Consider the following 284-nt stretch of genomic DNA (forward strand, 5'->3'; position numbering starts at 1 on the left):
CGCCTTTATCAAATACAACGACTACGCCATCCACCATCTCCTCCCACAAGACTTCAACGTCGAGCGCGAGTACCCGCATCTTGCGGCCTGGCACGCTAAACTCATGGCTCGCCCAGCTGTGCAGTACGCGTTCAAGCACATGGATGAGCTCGACGTCGGCCGCGAGAGGCAGCACGTCAACGGTATGACTCACTCGGCGTTTGCCCAGTCTGCTGTCGGAATTGCGAGGCGCGGTATTGCGGCGCAAGCTGCAAAGGGCGAGGTCCTCTCGACTGCCTAATCGT

General features: G+C 59.2%; 1 protein-coding gene. It reads left to right on the top strand.

The features are described from left to right. Positions 1-280 (top strand): glutathione S-transferase family protein (locus K6753_RS14580; RefSeq protein ID WP_223677183.1); only part of this gene is annotated, 280 nt, incomplete at its 5' end. Positions 281-284 lie beyond the last annotated feature (4 nt).

Source organism: Novilysobacter selenitireducens, assembly GCF_020026895.1.
Classification (GTDB): Bacteria; Pseudomonadota; Gammaproteobacteria; order Xanthomonadales; family Xanthomonadaceae; genus Lysobacter_C; species Lysobacter_C selenitireducens.